This window comes from Pelomonas nitida (genome assembly GCF_043555975.1).
Taxonomy (GTDB): Bacteria; Pseudomonadota; Gammaproteobacteria; order Burkholderiales; family Burkholderiaceae_C; genus Pelomonas; species Pelomonas nitida.
In genome coordinates this window covers 57860-78959 of record NZ_JBIGIA010000012.1, presented here as the reverse complement: position 1 = coordinate 78959, position 21100 = coordinate 57860, and the positions used below count along the sequence as shown (strand labels likewise).

General features: G+C 67.2%; 16 protein-coding genes. All 16 read right to left on the bottom strand.

Translation table 11 applies throughout. The features are described 5' to 3' along the window. Positions 1 to 6: 6 nt before the first annotated feature. On the bottom strand, positions 7 to 849 hold the full coding sequence (locus tag ACG00X_RS16090) for a DUF885 domain-containing protein (RefSeq protein WP_394489230.1): 843 nt from the start codon (positions 847 to 849) through the stop codon (positions 7 to 9). 380 nt (positions 850 to 1229) lie between these two features. Then, positions 1230 to 2504 carry a polymorphic toxin-type HINT domain-containing protein gene (locus ACG00X_RS16085; protein ID WP_394489228.1) on the bottom strand — a complete coding sequence of 425 codons (1275 nt, stop codon included), beginning with the start codon at positions 2502 to 2504 and terminating at the stop codon, positions 1230 to 1232. 120 nt (positions 2505 to 2624) lie between these two features. Further along, the gene (locus tag ACG00X_RS16080; RefSeq protein ID WP_394489226.1) at positions 2625 to 3185 is read right to left on the bottom strand and encodes a polymorphic toxin-type HINT domain-containing protein; all 561 of its coding nucleotides are present in this window, start codon (positions 3183 to 3185) and stop codon (positions 2625 to 2627) included. A 193-nt stretch (positions 3186 to 3378) separates the two neighbouring features. After that, entirely contained in the window at positions 3379 to 4032 is a 654-nt protein-coding gene (locus ACG00X_RS16075) for a polymorphic toxin-type HINT domain-containing protein (protein ID WP_394489224.1), read from the bottom strand. A gap of 6 nt (positions 4033 to 4038) precedes the next feature. Beyond that, positions 4039 to 5277, bottom strand: coding sequence for a polymorphic toxin-type HINT domain-containing protein (locus ACG00X_RS16070; protein WP_394489222.1), 1239 nt, complete (start codon positions 5275 to 5277; stop codon positions 4039 to 4041). A gap of 92 nt (positions 5278 to 5369) precedes the next feature. Then, positions 5370 to 6152 (bottom strand): alpha/beta hydrolase family protein, encoded by a 783-nt coding sequence (locus tag ACG00X_RS16065; protein ID WP_394489220.1) that lies wholly within the window; start codon positions 6150 to 6152, stop codon positions 5370 to 5372. Continuing rightward, positions 6149 to 7189 (bottom strand): glycoside hydrolase family 43 protein, encoded by a 1041-nt coding sequence (locus ACG00X_RS16060; protein ID WP_394489218.1) that lies wholly within the window; start codon positions 7187 to 7189, stop codon positions 6149 to 6151. The genes ACG00X_RS16065 and ACG00X_RS16060 overlap by 4 nt, the downstream gene beginning before the upstream one ends. Then, entirely contained in the window at positions 7186 to 9603 is a 2418-nt protein-coding gene (locus ACG00X_RS16055) for a glycoside hydrolase family 95 protein (protein WP_394489216.1), read from the bottom strand. The genes ACG00X_RS16060 and ACG00X_RS16055 overlap by 4 nt, the downstream gene beginning before the upstream one ends. Before the next feature lie 208 nt (positions 9604 to 9811). Beyond that, positions 9812 to 11203 (bottom strand): glycoside hydrolase family 28 protein, encoded by a 1392-nt coding sequence (locus ACG00X_RS16050; protein ID WP_394489214.1) that lies wholly within the window; start codon positions 11201 to 11203, stop codon positions 9812 to 9814. Beyond that, positions 11200 to 13920 carry an exo-rhamnogalacturonan lyase family protein gene (locus ACG00X_RS16045; RefSeq protein ID WP_394489213.1) on the bottom strand — a complete coding sequence of 907 codons (2721 nt, stop codon included), beginning with the start codon at positions 13918 to 13920 and terminating at the stop codon, positions 11200 to 11202. The genes ACG00X_RS16050 and ACG00X_RS16045 overlap by 4 nt, the downstream gene beginning before the upstream one ends. Positions 13921 to 13927: 7 nt before the next feature. Next, positions 13928 to 15772, bottom strand: coding sequence for a glycoside hydrolase family 2 protein (locus tag ACG00X_RS16040; RefSeq protein ID WP_394489212.1), 1845 nt, complete (start codon positions 15770 to 15772; stop codon positions 13928 to 13930). Then, positions 15772 to 17334: an alpha-N-arabinofuranosidase gene (locus ACG00X_RS16035; RefSeq protein ID WP_394489211.1), complete on the bottom strand. Its 1563-nt coding sequence runs from the start codon at positions 17332 to 17334 to the stop codon at positions 15772 to 15774. The genes ACG00X_RS16040 and ACG00X_RS16035 overlap by 1 nt, the downstream gene beginning before the upstream one ends. Next, complete coding sequence (locus ACG00X_RS16030; RefSeq protein ID WP_394489210.1) at positions 17331 to 18089, bottom strand: DUF6250 domain-containing protein; 759 nt, start codon at positions 18087 to 18089, stop codon at positions 17331 to 17333. The genes ACG00X_RS16035 and ACG00X_RS16030 overlap by 4 nt, the downstream gene beginning before the upstream one ends. Continuing rightward, the gene (locus tag ACG00X_RS16025) at positions 18053 to 18376 is read right to left on the bottom strand and encodes an L-rhamnose mutarotase (protein ID WP_394489209.1); all 324 of its coding nucleotides are present in this window, start codon (positions 18374 to 18376) and stop codon (positions 18053 to 18055) included. The genes ACG00X_RS16030 and ACG00X_RS16025 overlap by 37 nt, the downstream gene beginning before the upstream one ends. A gap of 19 nt (positions 18377 to 18395) precedes the next feature. Beyond that, complete coding sequence (locus tag ACG00X_RS16020) at positions 18396 to 19778, bottom strand: glycoside hydrolase family 28 protein (RefSeq protein ID WP_394489208.1); 1383 nt, start codon at positions 19776 to 19778, stop codon at positions 18396 to 18398. After that, positions 19778 to 21073 carry an L-rhamnose catabolism isomerase gene (gene rhaI / locus ACG00X_RS16015; protein WP_394489207.1) on the bottom strand — a complete coding sequence of 432 codons (1296 nt, stop codon included), beginning with the start codon at positions 21071 to 21073 and terminating at the stop codon, positions 19778 to 19780. The genes ACG00X_RS16020 and rhaI overlap by 1 nt, the downstream gene beginning before the upstream one ends. Positions 21074 to 21100: the final 27 nt, after the last annotated feature.

Below are 21100 nucleotides of genomic sequence, written 5' to 3'. Positions count from 1 at the left end.
GGCGGCTCAGGGCGCCTGCTCGGCGGCCTGGCGCCACAGGGCCATGGTGCGGTTCGTGCGGCTGGGTGGCTCGGGCGCGTTGGCGGGCATGTACGCCGCGATCGCCTGCGTCACGCGCACGAGGAAGGGCAGCGTCGCCACCAGCGGCATGGCCAGCAGCCGGTGCACCTCCACCGAGCCCGGCGTCAGATGCGTCATCTGCTCCACCGACGACGGCAAGGTGAGCGCGTACTGCGCGAGCTGCGACGTGATGATGTTGTGCCAATCGGCGTTCACGCCGCTGAGTTCGCAGCGCTGGCGCTGGCCCAGGTGAAAGGCCGGCGGGTCGCCCTTGGCCCAGCGCCGGCGCAGCTCGGCCTGCAACTCGGCCGGCAGCGTGGCGAAGAACTCGTGGGCCTGCAGGTCGTCCTGGCGGCGCCTCACGTCGGCGCGGATGTCATCGATGCGCTCCGGCGCCAGGCCCAGATCCGTGAACATCTTCAGCCGCCGGATCTGGTCGTGCAGCTCCCACAGTTGCAGCCGGAACGTGCGCTCGGCGGGCGCCACCTCGTGACCGGCCACGTACTCGAACGCGTCATGCGCCTCGACCACGCAGCGGGCCAGCGCGCTCATGGACGGCACATCCAGCAACTCACGCGCCGTGCGGTGGTTCGGGTCGGCCGCGAGTGCGCGCAGCGCGATGCAGTGCGACAGCAGCTTCACGTACACCTGCGCGCCATAGCGCACATGCGCCGACCGCGACGCCATGACTGCCATCACCGCGCCGACCGCCTTGGCATGCTCCAGCACCGCGTCGAACTCGCGCAGTTTGGCCCGGTAGTCTTCCCACGTGTTGATCGCTTGCAGCATGCTCGGCTAATAGCTCAGGACAGCCGCGCAGCGTAAGCCAAGTTGCCCCCACGCCGCGCTCAGGAAAGTGACGTGATGCACGCAATCGGGGCGTAAGTTGGCGGGCGTTTGGCGAGGTGCTTGGCGCCGTGTGGCCGAGGTGGCGGGCGCGGGGGAGGGGGCACCGGCGGGGGGCGTACGCACACGCCTGCCGTCGCGGGCGACCGCAGGCCACCCGACTTGCCGCCGCTACAGGGGGCAACATGATCCTGGACCATCTCGAGACCAGGTGGCACGGCGCTTTCTGCGTGTTGCGCAGGGCCAGTCAGGCCGAAAGCCAGCTCGTGGCGTTCGCCGGTCGCTTTGATCGCCACCCCGATCAGCGTGACTGGGGGCCCATTTCAGTCGCCGCCAATAGAACAGACAGTTTCGTAGGGCGGTGAGTGTGGCCGGCAACTGCCAGGCTCAATGCCTGGCGCCATGGGCTGGCTGGAAATTTCGACACGCGCCTTTTCGTTGTGCACCCAAATGCCCGTGTGGGTCACGAAATAGGTATGAAAGTCTTCAACCTCAAGATTCCATACCTCATGAACGCCGGCCTTGGAAATATGGCGCAGCTCCGTATATGCACCATCACAGCTCAGCAAGACATCGCCGGCCTTCAAATCGCGAACGGCAACCCAGCCCTTACCCTGCACCCAGAATGGGTGCTCCTCAGCAGCATAAAGGGGTCCGACATACCACAATTCCTGCTGACTTTCAATTTCCGTCCCGCAATCCAACATGTACTGCTGCTGCAAACCATGGGAGAACTTTTTTAGCACCCGCTTATAGGCCATCTCCCCAGTCTCTTCACATCGAGAAAGTACCCGGTCTCCAGCCTCGATATATTGAATTTCTTCAACGCAGTCGCCGTATTGATTGGGCCTGTCCACATGAACTGGGGTTTCGCCATCAAAACCGGCCTTTTCGATTTCTGCTTTTCGGCTAACGTCCGCAATCGCTGGGTTGGCATCGCAATTCATGTTGTGAACCCAAACTCCCAACTCGCCGACATAATAAGTGTGAAAGTCCTCGACTTCTAAGTTGTAGACCGTTTCACACCACTCACTGCAACGTCCCCCCAAATATGATTCATCGCCATCTCGGCAAACAATCTCCCGCCCGCCATTTTTAAAATCTATTACAACCCCATCATCATTGATCTTGCCAAAGCCAATGGCCACATTTTCTTCAGGAGTATCCCACAAGACGAAACGCTCGGCCGCTCTTACAGGAGCCCCATCGAAAGAGACCAATTCATCCAATGCAACAACCTCAATCACCGGACTCCATCCGACGTTTTTTACGAACAATGGATGTTCATTGGTAACAAACAAGCCGCACATCTTGTAGGACAACTCAGAAAAATATTCCAGATAAACAATTGGAACCTTCTTCTCCGACTTGATGGTTCGCGTGACGCGTTTGTAAGCTTGTTCACCCCCACCGTTTTCATGCTTCGAAAGCACCCAGTCACCGACCTTGATCTGCTCAATGGGAATCAGGCCTTGCTTTGCATGAACCAAAGTACCAGCAGCGAAGCAACAAATCGGATCTTGCTCGCCGACTGGCTTTGAGAGATCAGCTCCGTCCATTGCCATCGCGTCGGCCGTTTCTATCTTGCACTTGGTCATCCGTAGCTCGGTGGGTAGGGCTGAATGAAGTGAAGCCCAACAAATTTCGTTGTCCCAGCTGCTGGTATTCACGTACTCATCCCAATGGATTGTTTGCGAAAACGCTGGGGTTCGCATAACTCACCCCAGCCTACCGAGCTTGGTTATCTCCGGGCCGCAGGTGTTATGCACCCATACACCGTTCTTGCCGACGTAGTACGTATGGAAATCCTCCACCTCAAAGTTGTAAACTCGGTCCCTGGTCACGTGCTGATAGCAGCGAAAAACCACTAGGTTGCCGAAAATGAAGTTTTCCAAGACGTCGCCAGCGCCACGCATTTCTGATACCGGCACCCAACCGCGCCCCTTGCAGTACATCGGATGCTCCGGCGTTACGAGGAACTCTTCCCTATCGCCCGATGCCAGGTTCGCGACGATCAATCGGCACAACGGTTTGTCGTCCGTGACAAACACTTGGGTGACCTGTTTGTAGGTGTCCTCGCCCTCTTCGCGCACCTTGTCGGGCGGCGTCTGATCGTCCGGAAACGACAGCACCCAATCCCCAACCCGGATTTCTTCAATGGGTTTCAACCCTTCCTTGGTGTGCACGAGCGTGCCGGCGGCAAAGCAAGGTGGTTGCCCTTCCTCCAGGAACGCGGCCTCCTCGGCACGCGTCACCGCGCGTTCAATCGCGACGTTCACCGGACATCCCGTGTTGTGTACCCAAACCCTCACGCTATCCTCGCCCGCATAGTGGGTATGAAATTCCTCAACCTCGAAGCTCGGTAGGTTGGGCTGAACAAAGTGAAGCCCAACAAATTTCGTTGGCCCAGCTGCTGGCATTCAGGTACTCATGCCAATGGATTGTTGGCGAAAACGCTGGGGTTCGCATAACTCAGCCCAGCCTACCGAGCTTCAACAGATCGAGCGGATTGATGGATGAATTTCGCAGATCCACCGCCAGCACCGAAGACTGTTCCCAAGCTTTTGACTGTATCTTGCTTGCGGCATTTCTCGCCGCATTCTCGCCACTCGTTTCTGGCCTATAAAGTTCAATCACCTCCCCCGTCGCCCTATCCAACAGATCTGGGTTCTTCTGCTCCTTCTTACCAAGTTTGTTTGGGGGCGTGGTCCCATGATTTTTTGGATCCGGCAAAACTTCCGTGTCAACACCAATCTCCTTCAGTGCATTGCGAATATTTATTTCACGCGGATCACTCAGCGAGTACTTTCCTTCTTTAGGAACCTGCCCCTCCACAACATCCGCAACCTTCACCCCCACCGTCTGCAGATTACAGTTGTGCACCCAAATGTACTCCGCAGATACGAAATAGGTATTAAACCCCTCCACCTCCAGGTTGTACACCACAAAATCATTCGAATGGTCAATATTCGTCAGGGAAATTACGCTTACAGGCTTCCCATCAGCCGAATACAGCTCATCCCCCTCTATCAGCTCACGCGCCTCAATCCACCCCTTGCCCACGACCCAGATCGGATGATTTCCCGTGACATCGATGACAATTCCTTGCTCAAAGCGCCCTTTCACGCACAATTAATACATATCCCCCTGGTACCATCGCTCAAATACATTGACGACCTTCTTGTAGGCCAATTCCCCCGTCACCTCGCACCTTGACAGGACCTTTGCGCCAGGACGAATATATTCAATATTGCAATAGGAGTGCGGGCCAAAGTCCAAATACGAAACAGGGGTCGCCACATAACCACGCATGCTCGGCGGCATCTCGTCGTCCACTTTAACGAGCACTGCGGTGTCGCCATCAAAGCAGGTTGTTTCAACCTCCATCTTCAGCAAATGCAACTGCAAGGCGTTATTCAGGGCAGCAGCCCGATCTGCTGACGCAGCGGCGTCTTCAATTTTGCATCCGGTGTTGTGCACCCAAACCCCCGCGCCTTCCTCACCAACGTAGTAGGTATGGAATTCCTCGACCTCGAAGTTGTAAACCGGCGCCAAGTCCGTCTCACCGAGTCGCAGAGGGCCAGCGCCAAGTGATGCTTCCAGCCCCGCAGGCGCAATTTGCAAACACTCGCCTTGCATGCACAGCAATTGGCCGACCTTCACGCGCTCATCCGCAGCGAAGAACACCCCCTCGTGTTGGGTCCTCCGGATGAGCGCCGCCGAGCGGACTTCGGCGCGACGGCCGTCGGCCAATTGCAGGCCTATCCCAGCCTCCAGACACTCCGCAGCCAACCAGTGCTTGCCGTCTTCGGTCAGCGATGTCTCCACCCAGAACGGATGGTTGGGCGTCGCAAACAGCGTGGTGAACGTTTCTGCGCCGTCCGCTTCTATCGCCTTCACCTGGATCGCCATCAGGGGCTGATCCAGCCGCGAGAACTTGTTGACCACGCGCCGCATCGCACGCTCACCGCCGTCTTCCGGCTGCGACAACACCATCGTGCCGGCGCGAAGCTTCTCGATCGGCACCAAGCCATCGGCGGTGTGCACCAAGGTGCCGGCCGCAAAGCAACCGGTGGGCTTGACCTTGCCGTCCGGGCCAACCTCAAGGAAGCCCTCCAGGGCCTTCGCAAAGTCTTCCACGGCAACCATGCGGGGTTCTGCGGTGGGTTTGCCGGTGACCGGGTCCTTGATCACGGGTTCGATCACATAACTGGTGGCCTCGGCGGCAGCAGCCACGCGGTTCTTGAGCGGTGACACGTCGATCACGCCCCGCGTGGTGGGCCCTTTCAGGTACTCCAGCCCCTCGGCGCCGGTCCCAAGCGCCTGTGGATTCGGGGGTGGGGCGCTCTCAAGATTCGCATTCCAGGTCATTGATGGGTCGAGCAGCTGGTCATTCGGCGTCTTGAATTTACCTGCCGAGGCTGAGGGCGCCGTCTGTTGCCCGACCCGGCCTGCGGATCAGTTCATCCCAGGCGCTCCTGCACCCACCTCGCCACCAGCCCCGGCCACTGGGCGTGCGTGCCGGCCAAGCTGCGCAGCGCGAAGCCGTGTTCGGCCTGGGGGAAGACGTGGGCTTCCACGTCGAGGCGGTGCTGTTGCGCGGCCACGATCAGGTTGAGCGCGTGCTGGATGGGCACGATGGGGTCGTGCAGCGCGTAGGCCAGGAACACCGGGCAGCGGGGCAGGCCGTGCGGCTCGGTGGCGATGCCGATGGGCCAGGCGTCGTAGAAGGCCTGTTTCTCGGGCGGCGGGAAGTCGGGTTTGCCGGCCGGGAACTTGTGGGCGCGGTGGTTGGCGTTGAGCGGCGCGTAGGCGATGACGGCGCCGGCGGCTTGCAGGGCATGGGGCTGGCAGGCCATCACGCCGGCCAGGTGGCCGCCCGACGACAGGCCCACGTGCAGCAGCGGCAGCGGGGGCAGCGTGGCGAGGTGGTCCAGCGCCAGCAGGCCGTCGTGCAGCGCGATGTCGAAGGGCTGGCCGCCCTGGCCGGGCAGGCGGTGCACCAGCACGTAGGCGTCCAGCCCCAGCGTGTTGAGCCACTGCGCGATCTCCACGCCCTCTTTGTCGTGCATGAGCTGCAGGTAGCCGCCGCCGGCGTAGACGAGGGCGCGGCCGCGTGCGGGCCTGGCCGCGGCGGAACAGGGGTAGGCGTGCAGCTCGGCGCGCGTGGGCTGGCGGCAGATGCGGTCGGGCGGCGCGCCGTCGAAGTGGTTGGGGGCGCCGGGGGACAGGGCAATGACGGTCATCGTGGGGTCTCGGGCAGGGGGAGGCCGAAGTCGGGCATGCCGTCGGCGGTGAAGGCGAGCGGCTGCACGCGCGTGGCGCGGCCGGTGTCCTTCAGCGGGTCGCCGGCGATGTCGCGGTAGTTGCGGGCATGGAAGACGTTGAGCACGCGGCCGTCCGGCTCGACGAGGAAGCTGTTGTGGCCGGGGCCGTACTGGCTGTTCTCGGCGCTGGTGCTGAACACCGGGCCGGGCGACTTGCGCCAGCTCTTGGCGTCCAGCAGGTCGGCGTTTTCGTCGGCCCACAGCAGGCCCAGGCAGTACTCGGCGCCGGTGCCGGCGGCGGAGTAGCTGATGAACACGCGCCCGCCGTGGACGAGCACGGCGGGCGCCTCGTTGACGAGGTGGCGCACCTTCTCCCACGCGTACTCGGGCTGGGTCAGGCGCACCTGCGGGCCTTCGAGTTCCGTCGGGCTCTTCATGCGCGAGAGATAGATGTCGGTGCTGTGGTTCTTGCGGGCCGGGTCGGTCTGCGCCCAGGCGAGGTAGCGCTGGCCGCGGTGTTCGAACAGCGTGGCGTCCAGCGTGAAGGTCTCCCACGCGGTCTTGATCTGGCCGCGCTCGGTCCACTCGCCCTGCAGCGGGTCGGCCGAGCTGTTTTCCAGCACCCACAGGCGGATCTTCCACGGGTCTTTGGCCTCGCCGGCGCTGAAGTAGATGAACCAGCGGCCGTCGAGGCGGTGCAGCTCGGGCGCCCAGATGTGGCGGCTCATGGCGCCGCTGTCGTGCCGGCGCCAGACGACCTGCGGCTCGGCCGTGGCCAGGCCGGCGATGGAGCGCGCACGGCGCAGTTCCAGCCGGTCGTACTCGGGCACGGTGGCCATCAGGTAGTACCACTCGCCATGGCGCGTGATCTGCGGGTCGGCGCGCTGCGCGACGAGTGGGTTAGGCCAGGGCAGGGAGGCGGCGGCCGGGGCCGGCGCCTGGGCGAGGGCTGGCAGCGGCGCGGCGAGCAGCAGCGCGGCACCGAGCGCCACTCGGCGCGACAGAGCGTGGGTCATGCGAAGTTCTCCAGGCGTTGCAGTTGGCCGGCGCGGCGCTCGAAGCGGAGCGTCTGGCCGGGTGCGAGCTTCAGCGGCAGCCGGCCGCCACGCCAGCGCAGCTCGGTGTGGGCGGCGCCGGCCAGGTTGCGCAGCGTCAGCGATTGCACATCGCCGCCGTCCCAGCGGAAGGCCAGCTCGATGCCACCGCGTGCGCGCAGCCCGGCCACGCTGCCGGTGGGCCAGGCCGAGGGCAGCGCCGGCAGCAGCTCGATGCGGCCGCGCTGGCTCTGCACCAGCATCTCGGCGATGCCGGCGGCGCCGCCGAAGTTGCCGTCGATCTGGAAGGGCGGGTGGGCGTCGAACAGGTTGGGGTAGCTACGGCTGGGGTGCAGCAGGCGCTTGAGCGTGGCGTGGGCGTGCTCGCCGTCCTTCAGCCGCGCCCACAGGTTGATGCGCCAGCCGATGCCCCAGCCGGTGGTGTCGTCGCCGCGGCGCTCCATGACGTTGCGCGCCGCGGCGGCCAGCGCCGGCGTGTCGTCGGCCGTGATCTGGTCCGACGGGTACAGCGCGTACAGGTGCGACACGTGGCGGTGCTTGAGCTCGGGCGCCTCCATGTCCCAGTCTTCCTGCCACTCCTGCAGCTGGCCGGCCTTGCCGATCTTGTCGGCCGGCAGGCGGTCGCGCATGGCTTCGCAGGCCTTGGCGAACGGCCTGTCCGTCCGCAGCTCTCGCGCCGCGTCGGCGCAATAGGCGAACAGGTCGCGCAGCAACTGGCTGTCCATCGCCGGGCCGGCGCAGACGGACGAGCCGAACGGGTGCGAGTTCTCCGGCGAGATGCTGGGGTTAGTGACCATGAAGCCGCTCTTCGGGTCTTTCACCAGCGTGGCGAGCTGGAACTCGGCGGCGCCCTTGAGCAGCGGGTACAGGCGCTTGAGCAGCGCGGGGTCACGCCGGAACAGCCAGCTCTGCCACAGCGTGTTGACCAGCCACACGCCGCCCATGGGCCACAGGCCCCACTTGGCGCCGTCGGTCGGGGCCGCCACGCGCCAGCCGTCGGTGTTGTGGAAGGCCACCCAGCCCGGCGCGTCGTACATCGCGCGCGCCACGCGGGCGCCGGTGATGGCGAGGTCTTCCACCATCGCGAACAGCGGCTCCACGGTCTCGCCGAGGTTGGCCACCTCGGCGGGCCAGTAGTTCATCTCGGTGTTGATGTTGATGGTCCATTTGGACCCCCACGACGGGTTGGTCTTCTCGTTCCACAGCCCCTGCAGATTGGCCGGGAAACGCGTGCCAGGGCGCGAGCTGGCCAGCAGCAGGTAGCGGCCGTATTGCAGGTACAGCGCGGCAAGGCCGGGATCGGCGCCTTCGGCGAAGCGGGCAATGCGCTCGTCGGTGGGCAGCGCGGCGTTGGGGCCGTTGCCGAGGTCGAGCGCCACGCGCGAGAACAGGCGCTGGTGGTCGTCGCGGTGGGCCGCGTGCAGCGTGTCGGGGCCGCGCTCGGCAGCGCGCGCCAGCGTGGCGCGGTTGAGCGCCGCCGGGTCGCCGGAGACGTCGTCGAAACGCCGGTAGCCCGTGGCACCGGCGATGAGGATGAACACCTCGTCCGCACCCTGCACCTGCAGGCCGCTATCGCGGGCGACGACCTTGCCGCCACGCGTGACGACCTGCAGCCGGCACTCGAACGGCAGCTGCCCGGGCACGCCCAGGCGCTCGGGGCTCATGCCGGCCACCCACAGCGTGTGGCCGGCCTCCAAGCCGCTGCTGCGCTGGTGCGGCGCGGTCAGCGTGATGTCGACGCTGATCCAGCGGGGCTTGTCGGTGGCCAATCGCACGACGATGAGCTGGTCGGCCGCCGACGCGTAGACCTCGCGCGTGTGCGTGGCGCTCCCGGTACGAAAGCGCGTGGCGGCGACGGCCTCGCCCAGCGCCAGGCTGCGCTCGTAGTCGCGCACGCCCTCCAGGCCGGGAAAGACGAGCAGCAGCTCGGCCAGCGGCTGGTAGTTCATCTGCCCGGTGGGCCGGCCCAGCAGCGTCTCGTTGGCCAGCTTCTCGGCCTCGGCGTAGCGGCCGGCGAACACCAGCTCGCGCACCTTGGGCAGGCCTTCACGCGCCAGCGGGTTGGTGGTGTCGTAGGGGCCGCCGGCGAAGAAGCTGCTTTCGTTGAGCTGCAGCCGCTCGGTGTGCGTGCCGCCGAACACCATCGCGCCCAACCGCCCGTTGCCCACGGGCAGCGCCTGCACCCATTCGTCGGCGGGGCGGCGGTACCAGAGGCGCAGCGGGTCGATGGGCGCAGTCTGCGCTGCGGCGGGCAGTGCCAGCAGCGGCGCGCCGAGTCGCAGCAGGCCGGCCTGCGTGAGTTGCTGTTGGAGCCAGGTGCGGCGTGAGGTGGTTATGTCAGGTCTCCACGTTTTTTGTGTGTTGATGCCGTGCATGAATGCGGGCGGTGCGCAGGACGGTGCGCAAGCGGGCTCGGCGGGCGAACAAGCTTGCTCACGTCCAGCGGCGCAGGGGGAGGGCGAGCGTCATGCACCGGGGCCCCTGGTCGTTTGGCGAGCGTGTTGTCGGGATTTGCCTTCGGCGAAATCCTGGCTGGGCCTGGCCGGCAAGCCGCAGCAGCGAATGACGACGCTTACCCAGCATTCACAACGACACCTCGACCGCATTCCGGTGGTCGTGCGCCTCACCCAGCAACCGCTCCACCTTCACCCGCTTCAGCGTCACCCCGCGCATCGGCAACGTGGCGTCCCCGCGCAGCCGGCTGACGTGCTTCGCCTCGCCCACCTCGATGTCCGAGACAAACAGGCCCTCCACCGGTGTCAGCCGCCTTTCCGTTGTTGGCATCAGCGTGCGCCACTGGTAGAGCACGTCCGTGTCCACGTCCAGCACGCTGCCCGCCAGCCGGTAGGCCTTCACCCGGCGCAGGTGGATGTTGCGCACGAAACCGCCTCGGCGTTCGTTGGTCTTCACGAACAACAGGTTGTTCAGCGGCGTCTTGTAGGTGCTGGCGCGCGTGTCGACCTCGCAGTCCTCCACCAGCACGTCGGCGATGCCGCCGGCCAGCTCGCTGCCGATGGCCATCAGCTGGTGGCCGTTGAGCACCGTGCAGCGCCGCACGACGATGTGGCGTGAAGGTGTCGCCAACCGCCAGCCGTCGCGCTCCCGGCCGGACTTGACGGAGATCGCGTCGTCTCCCTGGTCGAAGACGCAGTCCTCGATCAGCACGCGTTGACTCATCTCGGGGTCCACGCCGTCGTTGTTGTGGCCGTGAGCCCAGATGTTGATGCCGCGGATCAGCACGTCCTCGCACAGAAAAGGGTGAATGGTCCAGAACGGGCTGTTGACGATGCGCACGCCCTCCACCCGCACGCGTCGGCAGCGGTTGAAGTGCAGAAACGGTGGGCGCAAGTTGGCGCCGGGGACGAGGTCATCGTCGGTCATGCGCCGCTGCGTCGCGGGCGTACCGGCGGCAGACATGTTGTACAGCGCCACCAGCGCATCCATGTGCGCCTTGGGGCGTGTGAACCATTGCTGCCAGATGTCCATCTGCGCTTGCAGCGTGCCGGCACCGGTGATCGCAATGTCCTCGCAACCGTGTGCATACACCAGCGGCGAATGGATCATGCATTCCAGCCCCTCCCAACTGGCCGGCACGGCGGGCAGGTAGTCCGCCGGGTCAGGCGAGAAGCGCAGCGTCGCGCCGGCCTCCAAGTGGAGGTTGACGCGGCTTTTCAGGTGCACGGGCCCGGTGGGCCAGGTGCCGGGCGGCACGACGACGATGCCGCCGCCTGCCGCGTGCGCCGCACGGATGGACTGGGCCAGGGCTGCCGAAGTGCGCGCCTGATCACCGGCCTGCGCGCCATGGTCGGTGATGACGAATCGAGGGCGACCATCGAACAGCGGCAGCCGCAGTGGCGGCATGTCAAACGGCGTGCCAGGCACCGCCAGCGCCTGCGTCGGAAAGGCGGCGGGTGCCGTGGCGCAACCCGCCAGCCCCGTGGCCGCCATCAGCACGGTGCGGCGGGTCAGCGTCATTGCACCAGCCCAGCCGCCTTGGCCGCTTCGTCCAGGGAGTCGCCCACCAACGCGAGGTTCTGGATGCCGGCCAGGCCCCATTGCGCCGAGTCGTTGGTGCTGATGCTGGCTTGCTCCACCAGCGGGCGGATCGTCTCCACGCCGCCCACGCGGCGCAGCTGGCCGCCGCCACGCAGCGCGCGCGACGAGAAGAACTCGCGCCAGGCGCGCAGCGCCAGCGCACGATCTTTCTCGTGGAAGGCGGCGTAGGCCGTCAGGCGTGAGCAGGTGTCGGTCAGGCTGCGGCCGCCGGGGTCCTTGCCCAGCAGCGCGGCGACCTCGTCTTTCGGCGCGTTGTAGAAGCGGCAGTACTCCAGCCAGGCGCGGCGGTAGGCCGGTACGTCCAGCAGCGTCAGCAGCTCCGAGCTCATCTCGGCCACGCCGAACACGCCGTTCAGATGCGAGATGGAGACGTCGGCGCCCGGGCCGGCGAACTTGCCGGTCTTGGCGTCGTAGGGCGCGCCACCAGCGAACCAGCGGCGGCGCAGGTCGCCGATGGTCTGCATGCCGTTGACGAGCTTGTCACGCCAGCGTTTGTCGCCGGTGCGCTCCCACTCGGTCAGCCAGGCCGCGATCCACGAGCCCCAGGTCGTGCCGAAGCCCACGCCGGGCAGCTCGGTGCTGCGCGGCCCCGCACCGGGCGCCAGCTTGCGCGAGATGTCGACCTTGCCGATGTCGGCGTCGGACTCCAGCAGCTCGCGGATCAGGTCGCCGCAGCGCTCGTCGGCCGTGAGGTAGAAGTAGAAGCGCCGGTAGGCGGCGTTGGAGATGCGCGGCTGCTTGGACGAGTCGGACCAGTGCTGCACGCCGTGCCGCGTGCCGAAGCCCTTGAACTCGCCGAGGTGATAGACGTCCACCTCGCCGGTGTGGCGTGTCATGGCCTCGGCGAGACGGAAGATGTCGGCGCGGCCGGTGCGCAGATAGCTCGTCCACAGCCACAGGTCGGTGGAGAGTTCGGAGTTGTCCCAGGCGTAGCCGCCGATGTCGTAGCGCCACATGTGGCGGTCGGCGTCGTAGGTGTGCATGACGTCGCCGTAGTTCCAGAAGCCGTACCAGCGGTGCTGCTCCACCTCGCGCAGGTACTGGTCCAGCTGCAGCGAGAGCCGGTCTTCGATGAGCTTGCGCGCCGGCGTGCCGGTGTCCACCGGGTCCCAGTCGCCGAACACGCCGCAGGCGTGCAGGCGCTGCGGCGTCAGCACCGGGCGGGCCGGCGTGGCGACCTGGCCGGCCATGTCCGAGAACACCTGGTGCGACGGCGTGGCGCCCAGCACCCACAGCTGCAGCTCCGACGTGCGCGCGACGCCCACGGAGGTGTCCCAGCCGGGCTCGTAGTCCTCGTAGGTGATGTTGAGGCCTTCGATCTGCTTCTCGTGCGTGTCCATGTCGCCGGGCGAGCGGTAGGAGCGCATGTCCATCGCCGGGGCCGACGGCGAGTACAGCCAGGCCGTCACGTCGGCCAGCGGCGTGGCGGCGCCGCGCACGTCCAGCCGCACCGGGGCGCGCTGCCAGAAGTCCTTCAGGCCCAACGCCACGCCGCCGGACGCGCCGCCCGCGTAGACCAGGCCGTTGGTGCGCGCGCCGCCGTTGGAGGCGATCCAGGCCTGGCCGGCCTGCGTGCGCTTGGTGATCGTGAAGCCGTCGGCATTGGCTTGCGACAGCGAGAAGTCGTTCCATTCGGGGATGAGCGCGAGCCGGTCGGAGACGCGCTTGTCCATGCCCGACAGCGGCGGCAGCGCCGCACCGGCGACCTGCGCGTCGCGGTAGGCCTGGCCCGGGTCGCGGCGCAGGCCGGTGACGGGCCGCACGGCCTCGCCCCACACGCCCACGCCTTCGCCGGAGAAGCGGATGTGGCGGTCGTGCGTGGCGTTGGTCATGGGCACTTGCGCCGTCACGCCGAGGCCGGCGATGAAGTCCTTGGCCGGGTTGCCGTCCCAGACGAAGCTGTGCACGATGCGCACGCTCTCGGCGCCGGCATAGAAGTACAGGCGCACGGAGAAAGGCAGCCAGTCGCGGTTGTTGCCGCTGTGCATGCCGTCGAGCTTCAGCACCGCACGCACCGGGCCTGTCTGCTCGACGGTGACGGCAGTGACCTTGCTGGTGAAGGCCTGGCGGGCGACCTGGCCGTCCAGTTCGGGCTCGGCGCCGTCCTGGCGCAGCGCGACGAGCTTGAGGTTCTTCAGCGTCACGCGACCGGCGCGCGTGGCCTCGGCGATGAGGGCCTCGCCGCGTGTGGGCACGGTCCAGACGAGATCACCGGCGGAGACGACGATCTGCGCGGCCGTCTGCTTCACGCTCAGGCCGCCGGCCGCGGGTTTTCCGGCCTCCAGCTTCAGCGCGCCGGCCGGTGTGCCGCCGGCAATGGCGTGGGCCGTCCACTTCAGCGAGCCGTCGGGCCAGTAGGCCAGCGGCCAGGACTGGACGGGGTGGTTGCCCAGCTTGAAGTCCAGCGCCTTGGCGGTGGATTTGATCTGGCCACGTGGCCAGGGCACGCCGAGGGTGGCGCCTTCGAAGCGCGCGGGGGCGGTGCCGTCCAGCCAGCGCAGCGTCGTGTCGCCGACCGGTGCGGTCGTCGTGGGCAGGTTGGCCGTGGCGGCTTGCGTAGCGGGGAGGGACGAGGCCAGCGAGGCGGCCGCCGTGGTCTGCAGGAAGCCGCGGCGCGAGAACGGGGACGTTGTCATGGGGGACTCAGCGTTTGGACGAGAGGGATTCGTAGTGCTTGGCGAGGACATCGAAGGCCAGCTTGCGTTGGCCCGTCTCGGAGATCAGGCCCTTGCGGTTCCAGCCCTGCTGGAAGATCGGGTGCTCGCGGCGCGGCGAGCGGAAGTCCTTCAGCACCCAGGGCGACAGGCCGCGCAGCGTGGGCACCTGGGCCGCCATGGCCAGCGTGGCGCGGTAGTAGTCGGCCTGGTAGTCCTCTGAAAATTTGCGTCGCAGCGTCGGGTCGCGGAAACCGGCCTGCGCGTCGGCGCCGAACTCGGAGAACAGCAGCGGCTTGTCTGCCGGCACATCCCAGCGCAGCCGGGCCACGGCATCCAGCGTGTCGTCGCCGTACCAGCCGGCATAGGTGTTGACGGCGATGACGTCGAGTTCCTTCAGCAGCGGGTCGGCAATGCGCAGCGTGTCGCCCTGGCGCTCCACAAGCAGCGCGGCGCTGACGAGGCGGCTCGTGTCCAGTGCACGCACGGTCTGCGCCAGCGCGGCGTGGAAGCGCGTGCGGTTGTCGGCCACCGGCGTTTCGTTGCCGATGCTCCACAGGATGAGCGCCGCGCGGTTGCGGTCACGGTAGAGGGTCTCGGCCTGCATGCGCCGGGCCTTGTCGAGCACGGCAGGGTTGTCCCAGTCGACGGTCCAGTAGACGGGGATCTCGCTCCACACCAGGAGGCCCAGCTCGTCGGCCGCGCGCAGCATGGCCTCGCTGTGCGGGTAGTGCGACAGGCGCACGTAGTTGCCGTGCAGGCCGGTCTTCACTTCGCCCAGCAGCCGGCGCGCGGCGCCGTCGTCGAGGCGGCGGGCCGGGTTGACGGCTATCTCCTCCTCGTGAAGCGAGATGCCTTTCAGGAAGATGGGCTGGCCGTTGAGCAGGATGTCGCTGCCGCGCACGGCGACGGTGCGCAAGCCGATGCGGTCGCGTAGGCGGTCGCGGTCACTGCCGATCTCGGCCTCGAAGTCGACGTCGTACAGCGTCGGTGACTCGGGTGACCAGCGCTTGAGTGACGTGGGCGCGGCCACGTCGAAGTGCGCTTCGCCGGCCGCGTCGGTGCGGGCCTGCAGCGTGAGGCCCAGCGCGGCGATGCGCAGGCTCACCGGCTGGTGGCCGGCCTGCGGGCCGTTGAGCTGCAGGCTGCCGACGAGGTGGCCGGCGTCGGTCAGGCGCAGTGTGGCGTCGTCGATGAAGGTGGCGGGCGTCTGGATCAGCTTTACCGGCCGCGTGATGCCGCCGTAGAGGTCCCAGTCGGTGATCTCGCCGGGGATGGTCTGTGCGTCGTGCCGGGAGTCTGCGCCGACGACGAGGCGGTTTCCCGTCGCCCGCAACGTATTTGTCACCTCGACGACGAAGGGCGTGAAGCCGCCCTCGTGCTGCGCGATGGCCTTGCCGTTCAGGTAGACCATGGCGCGGTAGTTCACCGCCTCGAAGCGCAGGAAGCTGCGCTGGCCGGCGCTCACCGACGCGTCGAAGCGGCGCTGGAACCAGATCAGGCCGTCGTACCAGCGCAGCTCCGGCACGGCCGAGTTCCAGGCGCCGGGCAGTGTCATCGTCGGGCCGCGGTCGAGGTCGAACTCGAAGAAGGTCGGGCCGGGCTTCTTCTCCTCGGTGGCCACGTCCACGTCGCGGAAGCGCTGCATGCGCGACTTGGCGACCCAGCCGTTGATGTCCGTCAAGCTGGTGCGGTAGTAGTCGCGCGAATAAGTCCAGGTGCCGGACAAGTCTTGCGCGGCGGGCCGGGCCGTCAGCAGCAGGGGTGGGCGCAGCGAGTCGGCGGCCGACGCGGTGCCGGCAACCAGGGCCAGCAGCGCGACGAGGCGCCGCATCACGGCTGCACCTCGAGCACCAGCACCGACTTGGCCGGGAGGTTGAGCACGAGTTGGCCGTTCTTTGCTTCGGCCTTGAACGGCTGGGGCTTGACGCGGTCGGGCGCCTCGAAGCGGTTCTCGGCGTCCATGGTCGTGGCGGTCAGCAGTTGCCCCGTGACGGCGCGCACGCCCTTGCCGCCGACGGCGAGTTGCAGCGGCAGCGGCTGGTTGGGCTGTGTGTTGGCGAGGCTGAGCAGCAGCTTGCCGTCCACGCTCCTGGCTGCGCTCGCGCTCAGCGCAGGGATGCTGTACTGGCCCAAGGTGTAGTCGGGAACGCCGGCCAGTTGCACGGGTAGCGAGGTCGCATCCATGAAGGGCAGGTGCATCGCGAACGCGTGGTAGGTGGGCGTGAGCACCATGCGGTTCTTGTCCGTGACGATCAGGGCCTGCAGCACGTTGACCATCTGCGCGATGTTGGCCATCTTCACGCGGTCGGCGTGGCGGTGGAACACGTGGAAGTGCAGCGCGGCCAGCATGGCGTCGCGCAGCGTGTTGCGCTGCACGAGGAAGCCGGGGTCGGTGCCGGGCTCGGGGTCGTACCAGCTGCCCCACTCGTCGAAGTAGATGGCGACCTTCTTCGCCGGGTCGTTGCGGTCCAGGATCTCCCGATGCTTGGCGAGGTAGCCGTCGATGGTTTGCGGCACGGCCAGCGTGGAGATCCACTCGGCCTCGGGGAAGCCGACGGCCGCGCCCTTCTTCTTCCAGTCGCGCGTGGGCAGCGAGTACTGGTGGTGGGTCACGGCGTCCATGCGGCCCTTGATCTCGGCGCTCAGCGTCTCGACCCAGTCCAGCGCCAGCTCCTGGCCGCCGCTGGCCACGAGCTTGGGCCGGTTGCCGCGCGGCGCCTTCGCGAAGGTGGACCACTGACGGTATTGCTCGGCGTAGTAGCCCGGCTTCATGTTGCCGCCGCAGCCCCAGCTCTCGTTGCCGATGCCCCAGTACTGGATCTTCCAGGGCTTGCCGCGCCCGTTGGCGCGGCGCTCGCGGGCCAGCGCCGTGTCGCCCTCGGCGGTCAGGTACTCCAGCCACTGAGCCATTTCCTGCACGGTGCCGGAGCCGAGGTTGGCGTTGATGTAGACCTCGGTGCCGAGCTGCTCGGCCAGGTCCATGAATTCATGCGTGCCCACCGTGTTGGGTTCGATGACGCCGCCCCAGCTGGTGTTCACGCGCGGCGGGCGATTGGCCTGCGGGCCGATGCCGTCGCGCCAGTGGTATTCGTCGGCGAAGCAGCCGCCGGGCCAGCGCACGACGGGCACCTTGAGCGCCTTGAGCGCGCCGACGACGTCGCTGCGCCAGCCACGCACGTTGGGGATGGGGGAGTCGGGTCCGACCCACAGGCCGCCGTAGACGCCGCTGCCGAGGTGCTCGGCGAACTGGCCGTAGATCTGGCGCGCAATCACCGATCCCGCAGGGCCGGGCCCGACGGCCGGGATGTCCAGCTTCACCGGCTCCGCCGCCTCCCCAGCGAGCGGCATCAGGGCACTGAGGGCGAGGCTGGCGGCGGGGAGCAGGTGTTTCATCGGCATTGAAGGATCTTGAGATCTCTGATCTGCAACCGGCTGGCTGTTGTCCTCAGCGCGAAGTAGCCGTGCAGGCGTGGATTGGCGTCGGCGCGTGTGAACAGTTCGTTGCTGCCCGCACGCCAGCGCAGATGAACGGGATCAGACGCCGTTGGTTGACGCGAAACAATCTCGATGGTGATTGCTTGGCCCGCCCGCAGCCGCGTGTCGTCGGTCATGGGGCGCTCGCCCGGCTCGGCGATGTTGCCGTCGGCAAACCCGGTTAGCAGGCGGCGCTGGCTGCCGTCGTACACGCGCAGCCGCGTCGTCGTGTTGCCGTTGGCGCCGAAGCCGGCGTAGTAGGTGGGCAGCGTGTCGTAGCCGGCGAACTTGCCCGGCCGCGGGTAGGGCTCGCTGCCGTCGGCCTCCAGCGCGTTCCAGAACATGTTCAGGTCAGACAGCCGGCCGGCCAGCGGCCCGGCGCTGGCCGGGGCCGGCAGGGCCAGCGCGGTGAAGCGGATGGCGTAGTCGCCGGCCAGCGGCTCGCGCCACCACAGGCTCAAGCCCGCAGGGGTGGCGATGTCCAGCACGCCGCCTTGGGCGGTGACGACGGCGCGCTCGTCCTCGGCCTCCAGCCGCCAGCGGGCGAGGCCGGCGCGGAAGTCGTCAGCGGCGACGAGCTCCAGCTTGCGCGGCGGCTCGCACCAGTGCGCTGCGGCGAGCAGCGGCAGGCCGAGGATCAGCCCGCAAAGTGGAAGACGGAGGGCAGGTCCCATTGGCGCGGCTTGTTGTCGGGTTCGACCTCCATCAGCGGGGCCATGTAGTCCCACCAGCGGCGCATGACGGGCAGGCTGGGCAGCTGGTCTACGGAATGGCCGGCTTTCAGCTTGAGCACGGCGAACAGGCTCAGCGTGCTTTCGTCCATGAAGATGGAGTAGTCAAAGATGCCGGCGCCGCGCAGCGCTTCGGCCAGGTCGGGCCACAGCTCGTCGTGGCGCTTCTTGTACTCAGCGACCACGCCGGGCTTGAGTTGCATCTTGAAGGCGCGAATCTCTTCGCTCATCGGAGGTCTCCTCGGGATTTCAATGAATGTCTTGTTCGGCCATCGGCAGCGCCGACACATCGCGGCGGCGCTGCGCCGGATCTTCCTGCCAGTGCGCCGCAGGCAGCCCGGCGAGCGTGACACCCGGCCCCACGGCGATGGGGGCGCCGAGCTGCAACTGGCAGTCGGCGTCGAAGCGCCAGCCCAGCACGTCCATCACGTGGCCGCCACGGCGCGCCTGCAAGTCCAGCCCGGTGAAGCGGAAGTGGCGCAAGGGGGCCTGGGCGTCGGCGTCCACCTCGAAGGCGACATCGGCGCCGTGCACGCGCAGGCGCTGCAGGTGCACGCCGGCCACCTGCGTGCGCCCGCGCTCCGCTGGCACGGGCGCGGCCAGCGCCTGCCAGTGGGCGGGCGCGCCGGCGAGTTCGGGTGCAGGGATGCTGGCGCGGCTGTAGGCGGGGTTCCAGTTCATCGTCGCGCGCAACGCCACCGGCACGCTGTGCAGGCTCAGGTCGCTGATGGACACGGTGTCGATGAAGCCGCCGCGCGTGGGCGCCGACTTGAACAGCAGGCCGACCGGCACCGGCGCATGCACGGCGATGCGCTCGGCCGTGATGCGGCGAAAGCCGCCAGACGTTTCGCTGCCGAAAGTCAGCCCGGCGGCGCCCTCGCGGACGACGCAGTCGCTGATGCGGATGTCCTCGCAGGGGCGGGCCACGCGCAGGCCGTCGGCGTCGCGGCCGGCCTTCAGGCACAGCGCGTCGTCGTTGACGGCGATGTCGGCGTGGCGGATGGTGACGCGGCGGCTGGAGTCGATGTCGATGCCGTCAGTGGACGGGCCGCGGGCCTCGTCGTTGTTGCGGATGGTGACGCCGTCCACCGTCACGTCCTCGCTGTAGCACAGGTGCAGCGTCCAGAAGCCCGAGCGGCGCATCAGCAGGCCACCGCCGATGTGCACGCGGGCGGCCTCGAAGACCTGGATGAGGCGAGGCCGCTGACAGTCGTAGTCCGACGCCCAGCGCAGGCCGCGTGGCTCGTAGGCGGCACGCAGCGCCCAGTAGCTGTCCCAGAAGATCTTGCCGTCGCCGTCGATGCAGCCCTCGCCGACGAGGCTCACATCGTGCTCGCCATAGACGTTGACGAGCGCGGCCGGCCAGCGCATTTCGATGCCGGCCACGCGCGTGGGTAGCAGCGGGTAGTCGGCCAGGTCGCGTGAGCCCAGCAGCGTGGCGCCGCGGTCCAGCCGCAGCGTCATGCCGCTTTTCAGGAAGAGGGCGCCTGTCAGGTAAACGCCGGGGCCCAGGCGCAACTCCGCGCCCTGCAGGGCCGCCGCGTCGATGGCGGCCTGCAGGGCGAGGGTGTCGAGGGTGCACCCGTCGCCGCGTGCACCGTAGGCCTGCGCTTGCACGCAAGCCCGCGTCATCAGACGATGCCGGAGCCGGACGCGCCGGCCTTCGGCGGGCGCTTCACTGCGACCTGCTCGCGATAGCCGGCAGCGCGGTAAGCCGCCACCGGGTCGATCGCGCCGCCCGAGCGCAGGCGGGCCATCGCGAGGATGGGGCTCACGTCGGTGCGGAAGGCCTTCTTCAGCGTCTGCGCGGCCTGCAGCACGTCGTTGCTTTCCTGCAGGCCGGCCAGCGCGGCGCGGTCTACCAGCGAGGCCTGCACGAAGGCGCGCTGCACTTCGACGGCGCTGCTCATCAGGCTCTCGATGGGGTCGGTCACGTTGTGCGACTGGTCCAGCATGTAGGCGGGCTTGAAGCTGCCGTCGCGCAGCGTGGCGTCGGCCAGCTCGTTGAAGACGAGGAAGAGCTGGAAGGGGTCGATGCTCCCCGAGTCCAGGTCGTCGTCACCGTACTTGCTGTCGTTGAAGTGAAAGCCGCCGAGCTTGCCGAACTGCGCCAGGCGCGCCACGATCATCTCGATGTTGGTGTTGGGCGCGTGGTGGCCCAGGTCCACCAGGCACTTGGCCTTGTCGCCCAGCTGCTGGGCCACGGCGAAGCTGGTGCCCCAGTCGGCGATGACGCTGCAGTAGAACGCCGGCTCGAACAGCTTGTGTTCGATGTACATATGCCAGTCGGCGGGCAGCGCGGCGTAGATGCCTTTCGCGCTGTCGATGTAGCGCTCCAGCGCACCGCGCAGATTGCTCTGGCCGGGGAAGTTGGCGCCGTCGCCCACCCACACCGTCAGGCCTTTGGAGCCCAGCGTCTTGCCCAGCTCGATGCAGTCGATGTTGTGCTGCACGGCCAGCTCGCGCGAGGCCTTGCTCGTCGACGTCAGGCTGCCGAACTTGTAGGTGGCGGTCTGACCAGCCTGGTCCTGGAAGGTGTTGCTGTTGACGGCGTCAAAGCCCAGGCCCAGCTCGTCGGCCTGCTGACGCAGGGCCTTGGGGTCGCTGGGCTTGTCCCACGGAAAGTGCAGCGACACGGCCGGCGTGGCGCGCGTGAGCTGGTTGATGACGGCGCAGTCTTCCAGCTTTTCGGTCACGTCACGCGGCTCGCCCTTGCCGGGGAAGCGCGCGAAGCGCGTGCCGCCGGTGCCCGCACCCCAGCTGGGCACGGCGACCGCGAAGGTCTGGGCCTTGGCGGTCAGTGCCTCGATGTCCACGCCGCGGCGGGACAGCATGCCGCCCAGCGCGTCGTAGTCGGCCTGCAGCTCAGCCTTGAGCTTGGCATTGTGTTGCTCGACCTGGCCAGCGTCGATGATGTTCGTCGTCATGGACTTCTCCTGTATTCAGTGCTTGCG